This is a genomic window from Pseudomonas abyssi, assembly GCF_003444685.1.
In the GTDB taxonomy this organism is placed as follows: domain Bacteria; phylum Pseudomonadota; class Gammaproteobacteria; order Pseudomonadales; family Pseudomonadaceae; genus Halopseudomonas; species Halopseudomonas abyssi.
Genome location: NZ_LMAZ01000001.1, coordinates 612,106 through 618,715, shown reverse-complemented (window position 1 = coordinate 618,715; position 6,610 = coordinate 612,106). Strand labels below are relative to the sequence as shown.

The window sequence follows — 6,610 nt, the reverse complement described above, 5'->3', positions numbered from 1 at the left end:
CTGAACAAACTGCGTTCCTCGCTTCTTGATTGGCGGCCTGATAGGCAGCAACAGGCGGCTGAACGAAACGTCAACAGACCCTAGTCTCAGTGGCCACCGAGGTGATCGACGGCATCCGGCTTGTCATGCACGCCAAAGCGGTCAACGATGGTTGCACTCGCCTCATTCAGACCAATCACTTCCACCGCCGTACCCTCACGGCGGAATTTGATGACGACCTTGTCCAGCGCCCCCACCGCGGTGATGTCCCAGAAATGTGCGCGATGCAGGTCGATCACCACCCTATCAAGCGCCTCCTTGAAATCAAAGCCCGCGACAAACTTGTCCGAGGAGCTGAAGAAGACCTGTCCGACTACCTGATAGCGGCGCTCGCTGCCGTCAGCATTCGACTCGCTGCCGATGTGCAGGTAGTGGCCAATCTTGTTGGCAAAGAACATGGCCGCCAGCAGCACGCCGACAAACACGCCGTAGGCCAGGTTATGGGTGGCGACAACAACCGCGACCGTGGCCAGCATCACCAGGTTGGTCGACAGCGGGTAACGGCTCAGGTTGATGATCGAATCCCAGCTGAAGGTGCCAATGGAGACCATGATCATCACCGCGACCAGTGCCGCCATCGGGATCTGCCCCACCCAGTCGCTGGCAAACACCACCAGCACCAGCAGCACGGCGCCGGCAACAAAACAGGACAGGCGGGTGCGGCCGCCGGATTTTACGTTGATCACCGACTGGCCGATCATCGCACAGCCGGCCATGCCGCCGATCAGGCTGGAGGCGATATTGGCCACGCCCTGTCCCTTGCACTCGCGATTCTTGTCACTGCTGGTGTCGGTCAGGTCGTCAACGATGGTTGCGGTCATCATCGACTCAAGCAACCCCACCACCGCCATCGCCGCTGAGTACGGCAGGATGATTGTCAGCGTTTCCAGGTTCAGCGGCACATCCGGCCACAGGAAGACCGGCAGCGTATCGGGCAGCTCCCCCATGTCGGCAACGGTACGGATATCCAGGCCCAGATAAATCGCCACCGCCGTCAGCAGCAGGATGCACACCAGCGGCGACGGAATAACCTTGCCCACCCCGGGCAACAGCGGAAACAGATAGATAATGCCCAACCCCGCCGCCGTCATGGCATAGACGTGCCAGGTAACACCGGTCAGCTCCGGTAACTGTGCCATGAAGATCAGAATGGCCAGTGCGTTGACGAAACCAGTTACCACCGAGCGCGAGACAAAGCGCATCAGCGACCCCAGGCGCAGATAACCGGCCGCAATCTGCAGCACACCGCATAGCAATGAGGCAGCCAGCAGGTACTGCAGGCCATGCTCGCGCACCAGCGTCACCATCAGCAGCGCCATGGCGCCGGTAGCGGCCGAGATCATCCCGGGCCGGCCGCCAGTAAAGGCAATGACTACCGCGATGCAGAACGAAGCATACAGCCCGACCTTGGGGTCTACGCCGGCAATGATGGAAAAGGCGATCGCTTCCGGGATCAAGGCCAGCGCCACGACCAGGCCCGACAGCAGATCACCGCGCACGTTGGAGAACCACTCGCGGCGGACGGTTTCAATCAGATTCATAGGATGTGTTGCCTGTACAAAAACGAAGAAAACGAAGCATAAGCAAGGTATGCAAAGAGGGTGCGCACGCGCGCACTGCGCCAGCACGCGCAGGGCTGGTCGAGGGGCAAAGGTCTACGGTGGCGTAACGCCGTTTTGCTGCAGCATGGGCATTCCGGGCGGGGTCCGTTAGAGGCCGCGAACTCTAGCACAATTGGCTGGATGAAGCCATTTGCGGGCCTTGCCGAGCAAGGCCGCACCTGTCATTGTCGTGGTCTGCTGCCGGAACCTTTGCCGTGCTTGGATTTCCAACCGCTCAAGCACGGGGCTTACGCAGCGCCCGACAGAACAGACAAGACCTCAGGGAATTTGCATGCCCACACCCGCACGCCGCAAGGCCCAACTGCACCTGCTCGCCTCACTCAGCCTGATCAGCCTCAGCGCTTGCGCCGACATCCCCACGGCAGCAACGGCGCAAGCCGCTCCCGCGCAGCTCAGCGCAGCAGCGAGCACCTCAGCGGCACCGCCAGCACCTGCAGCGCAGGCACAGACGTTTATCCAGTGGCGTGACGCCTTCCGCCAGGAAGCGCTGAGCAAGGGCATTGATGCCAGCCTGTTTGATCGCGCGTTCGACGGCGTCACGCCAGATGCAGACGTCATCAAGGCCGATCGCAGCCAACCCGAATTCTCGCGCCCGGTCTGGGCCTACCTGGACAGCGCGCTGTCGAACCAGCGCGTGGCTACCGGGCGCAGCCGCCTGAGCGCAGAGCAACAGACACTGGATGCCATCGAGCAGCGCTACGGCGTCGACCGTCACATCCTGGCGGCGATCTGGGGACTGGAGAGCAACTACGGCCAGAATATGGGCAGCCGGCAGGTTACTCGCTCGCTGGCCACCCTGGCCCACGAGGGCCGGCGCCCGGGCTTTGCGCACGACCAACTGCTGGCCGCACTGGATATCCTGCAGCACCGGGACATCGAACCCAGTGGCATGCTGGGCTCCTGGGCCGGCGCCATGGGTCAGACGCAGTTTATCCCCACCACCTACAACCAGTACGCAGTGGACTTTGACGGTAACGGTCGCCGGGATATCTGGAACTCCCCGGCCGACGCGCTTGCCTCCGCCGCCAACTATCTCAGGGCCTCCGGCTGGCAAAGCGGGCAGCGCTGGGGGCAAGAAGTCCGCCTGCCCGCCAACTTTGACTACGCGCTGGCCGATCCCGGCGTAAAGAAATCCGTCGCCGAGTGGCAGGCACTGGGTGTACGTCCGACCAATCAGAACAGCTTCGCCGCTACCATGGCCGAGCAGCGCGCAGCCCTGCTGCTGCCCGCCGGGCACAAGGGGCCGGCGTTCCTGCTGCAGCACAACTTCAGCACCATCATGCGTTACAACAACTCGTCCAGCTACGCGCTGGCGATCGGCCTGCTATCCGACCGTTTCCAGGGTGGTGGCCAGATCCAGGGTGACTGGCCTACCGCCGACCGACCGCTGTCGCGCAGCGAGCGCCTGGAGCTGCAGCAATTGCTGACTGATCGCGGCCTTGAGCCGGGCGGCATCGACGGTATCATCGGCGCCAACACCCGCAACGCCATCCGTCGCTTCCAGCAGCAGCAAGGCGTACCGGCTGACGGCTACGCCTCTGCCGCACTGCTTGAGCAACTGCGCAAGCAGTAGCCTATCGGGCCGGCCCTGCCCTGCTCTGCAGGTCCCGCAGGGCCGCACGCTATGGTAAACTTCGCGACGGCCAAAAGCCGCCCGTGCCGACCGGCACCCTGTGGAGCCCTACCAGGAGTCCTGCCCCCATGTCCGACAGTTCGCAGAAGTCTGTTGCCAGCGGCGAGAAGTTCCGCAACGCCCAAGGCATTGCCGCCATCAAAGACGGCCAGAAGCGCCGTAACAACGCCGAGCCTCAGGTATTCAGCCCCAAACCCAAGTGGCTGCGCGTTAAGGCACCCGGCGGCGACCGCTTTGAAGCAGTCAAGCGCAACGTCAGCGAACACCGTCTGAGTACTGTCTGTCAGGAATCCCATTGCCCCAACATGGGTGAGTGCTGGTCCAACGGCACCGCCACCATCATGCTGATGGGCTCGGTCTGCACCCGCGCCTGCCGCTTCTGCGCCGTGGATACCGGCAACCCGAACGGCTGGCTGGACAAGGAAGAGCCGGAAAACACCGCAAAATCGGTCGAGCTGATGGCACTGCGCTACATCGTGCTCACCTCGGTTGACCGTGATGACCTGGATGATGGTGGTGCGGCGCATTACGCAGCCTGCGTCCGCGCGATCAAGGCACGTACCCCGCAGGTGGTGGTTGAAGCCCTGACCCCGGATTTTGACGGTGAACTGAGCGCTATCGAAGCGGTAGTCGATTCCGGCCTTGAAGTCTTTGCCCAGAACGTCGAGACCGTCGAGCGCCTGACCCATGAAGTGCGCGATCCTCGCGCGGGTTACCGCAAGACATTGGACGTGCTGGCCCACGCCAAGAAGCACCGCCCCGAGGTGCTGACCAAGACCAGTCTGATGGTCGGCCTGGGCGAAACCGACGACGAGATCCTGCAGACTTTCCAGGAATTGCGTGAGATCGGCGTCGACATCGTCACCCTCGGCCAATACCTGCAACCCACCCGCAACCACCTGTCGGTGCAGCGCTGGGTCAGCCCGGAAGAATTCAACCGCTACCGCGAAGTGGGGCTGGAAATGGGCTTTATGGAAGTGGCAGCAGGCCCGCTGGTACGTTCAAGCTATCGCGCCGACCGGGTATTCGAGAAGAACAACCTGGGCCTGGCAGCCCCGGCACCGGTACCGGGCCAGGCGGTCGACGCCAGTCTGATTCCGACGCTCAACCTCGGCTAAGCTGCACAGCAGACACGAGCGCACGGCCAGGCTGGCGCGCCCGTCCCGCTTTACTCTGAATCGTAGCCCAGACGCTTGCGCAGCACGGCAGCCAATTGCTGTTCCACCTGCGCGACATCGACCGGCTCAATGACGTGCTCACTCAGTTGTGTCATGCGCAGGCCGGCATAGCCGCAGGGATTGATCCGCCGGAATGGCTCCAGATCCATATCCAGGTTCAGCGCCAAGCCATGAAATGAGCAGCCGCGGCGCACCCGCAGGCCCAGCGACGCGATCTTGTCTGCGCCAACATAGACGCCGGGGGCATCAGCCTTGGGCGCGGCGTCCACGCCGTAGAGCGCGAGCAGATCAACCAGACTCTGCTCCATCGCCGTCACCAGCTCGCGGACACCGAGGTTCTTGCGGCGCAGATCCAGCATCAGGTAGCCCACCAGCTGGCCCGGGCCATGATAGGTCACCTGACCACCACGCTCGACCTTGATGACCGGGATATCGCCCGGCGCCAGCACGTGCTCGGCCTTGCCGGCCTGCCCCTGGGTAAAGACCCGGGGGTGCTGCAGCAGCCATATTTCATCAGGGGTGTCGGGGCCACGCTCTTCGGTCAGACGCCGCATGGCCTCCAGGGTGGGCTGGTAATCCACCAGCCCGAGGTGGCGAATCACCAGCTCTGGCGACGACTCCATCAAAGCACCATGTGTACGCGACCGGTCGCCTTCAGATCTCGATGCAGCGCTTCAAGCTGGTCCTGGCCGGTCGCGGTGATAACCAGGCGCAAGGACAGGAAGCGGCCATTCTTGCTGTCCTTGATGTCGATGGTGGTGGTATCAACACCGGGAGCGTGTTTCTCCACAACCTCGCAGATTACCTCGGCAAAGTCGTCGGCCGCCGTGCCGATCACCTTGATCGGATATTGGCAGGGAAACTCGATTTTCGGAGCCTGCGGCTCGTTTACATCAGCCATGGACGTTGTCCTCAATCAAACAGGCCATAGAAGAACAGGCGGATGCTGTCCCACAGACGACCCAGCAAGCCAGCCTCTTCGACGGCCGACAGGGCCACCAACGGCGCCTTGTGTACCACCTCGTCACCCAGCTTCACTTCTACCTCACCCAGTACATCGCCAACCTGAATCGGCGCCATGATCGGCTTGTTCAAGGTAATCCCTGCTTCAAGCTTGTCGGCTTGCCCCTTGGGCAGCGTCAGCATCAGGCCATCTTGCAGGCCCAGCTCGACCTTGTCCTGCGCACCTTTCCAGACAGCCTCTTCAGCCAGGACCTGGCCCGGCTGGTAGAAGGTCTTGGTTTCGAAGAAGCGGAAGCCCCAGGTCAGCAGCTTCTGGGTTTCAGCGGCACGCGCCGCTTCACTGGTGGTGCCCATGACCACCGAGATCAGACGCATGTCATCACGCTTGGCAGAGGCCACCAGGCAATAGCCGGCTTCTTCGGTATGACCGGTTTTCAGGCCGTCCACCGTGCTGTCGCGCCAGAGCATCAGATTGCGGTTGGGCTGGCGGATCTCGTTCCAGACAAATTCCTTCTCGCCGTAGATGGCGTAGTGGGATTTGGGATCATCACGGATAATCGCCTGCGCCAGGATGGCCAGGTCACGGGCCGAGGCGTAATGGTCCTCCGCCGGCCAGCCGGTGGCATTGACGAAGTGGCTATTGGTCATGCCCAAACGCTGGGCCTGGGCGTTCATCAGGTCGGCGAAGGCGTCTTCGCTGCCGGCAACATGCTCGGCCAGGGCAATACTGGCGTCGTTACCGGACTGAATGATGACGCCGCGCAGCAGGTCAATGACCGGCACCTGGTTGCCCACGCGAATGAACATCTTGGAGCCACCCATACGCCAGGCCTTCTCGCTGACCAGCACCGGGTCGTTCTCGGCAATCTGGCCGCGCTTGATCTCCTGACTGACGATGTAGCTGGTCATCATCTTGGTCAGGCTGGCCGGCGGCAGCGGGTTATCGGCATTGTTCTCGACCAGAACTGCGCCACTGTTGGCGTCGATCAGCAGGTAGCTGGTGGCCGCCAGATCCGGCGCCGACGGCACGATCGGCGCAGCCGCTGAGGGCGCATTGAGCGTCGGTGTAGCCGGGCTCTGCGCATGGGCTGCGCCGGTCAGGACAACGGCGGAGGAAATCAGCAGGGTCGAAATCAGTTTTTTCAACATGGTGCTCACAGTTGGTGGTGAAGTGC

Annotated in this window: 6 protein-coding genes; 2 read left to right on the top strand and 4 right to left on the bottom strand. The window is 62.5% G+C overall.

Annotated features, from left to right (window positions below; all coding sequences use genetic code 11):
* Nucleotides 1-86: 86 nt before the first annotated feature.
* Nucleotides 87-1,580, bottom strand: coding sequence for a SulP family inorganic anion transporter (locus tag ASB58_RS02850; RefSeq protein WP_407920651.1), 1,494 nt, complete (start codon nt 1,578-1,580; stop codon nt 87-89).
* 352 nt (nt 1,581-1,932) lie between these two features.
* Between ASB58_RS02850 and ASB58_RS02845 the strand changes: the two genes are divergently transcribed.
* Together ASB58_RS02845 and lipA are read left to right on the top strand one after the other, a co-directional pair.
* Nucleotides 1,933-3,234, top strand: a complete 1,302-nt coding sequence (locus ASB58_RS02845; RefSeq protein WP_118129277.1) for a lytic murein transglycosylase — start codon at nt 1,933-1,935, stop codon at nt 3,232-3,234.
* A 128-nt stretch (nt 3,235-3,362) separates the two neighbouring features.
* Nucleotides 3,363-4,412, top strand: a complete 1,050-nt coding sequence (gene lipA, locus ASB58_RS02840) for a lipoyl synthase (protein ID WP_118129276.1) — start codon at nt 3,363-3,365, stop codon at nt 4,410-4,412.
* Nucleotides 4,413-4,462: 50 nt separating this feature from the next.
* On the opposite strand, the gene lipB is transcribed toward lipA, so the two are convergent.
* The 3 genes from lipB to ASB58_RS02825 are packed head-to-tail and all read right to left on the bottom strand — an operon-like array spanning nt 4,463 to nt 6,584.
* Nucleotides 4,463-5,095, bottom strand: a complete 633-nt coding sequence (lipB, locus tag ASB58_RS02835; RefSeq protein WP_118129275.1) for a lipoyl(octanoyl) transferase LipB — start codon at nt 5,093-5,095, stop codon at nt 4,463-4,465.
* On the bottom strand, nt 5,095-5,373 hold the full coding sequence (locus ASB58_RS02830; protein ID WP_096003475.1) for an HP0495 family protein: 279 nt from the start codon (nt 5,371-5,373) through the stop codon (nt 5,095-5,097). The genes lipB and ASB58_RS02830 overlap by 1 nt, the downstream gene beginning before the upstream one ends.
* A gap of 11 nt (nt 5,374-5,384) precedes the next feature.
* Nucleotides 5,385-6,584 (bottom strand): D-alanyl-D-alanine carboxypeptidase family protein, encoded by a 1,200-nt coding sequence (locus ASB58_RS02825; protein ID WP_118129274.1) that lies wholly within the window; start codon nt 6,582-6,584, stop codon nt 5,385-5,387.
* Between the last annotated feature and the right edge of the window lie 26 nt (nt 6,585-6,610).

Excerpts from the sequence above, each read along its gene's own strand:
- lipA (WP_118129276.1), top strand. The coding sequence starts at position 3,363 with ATGTCCGACAGTTCGCAGAAGTCTGTTGCCAGCGGCGAGAAGTTCCGC.
- ASB58_RS02850 (WP_407920651.1), bottom strand. The coding sequence starts at position 1,580 with ATGAATCTGATTGAAACCGTCCGCCGCGAGTGGTTCTCCAACGTGCGC.
- ASB58_RS02845 (WP_118129277.1), top strand. The coding sequence starts at position 1,933 with ATGCCCACACCCGCACGCCGCAAGGCCCAACTGCACCTGCTCGCCTCA.
- lipB (WP_118129275.1), bottom strand. The coding sequence starts at position 5,095 with ATGGAGTCGTCGCCAGAGCTGGTGATTCGCCACCTCGGGCTGGTGGAT.
- ASB58_RS02830 (WP_096003475.1), bottom strand. The coding sequence starts at position 5,373 with ATGGCTGATGTAAACGAGCCGCAGGCTCCGAAAATCGAGTTTCCCTGC.
- ASB58_RS02825 (WP_118129274.1), bottom strand. The coding sequence starts at position 6,584 with ATGTTGAAAAAACTGATTTCGACCCTGCTGATTTCCTCCGCCGTTGTC.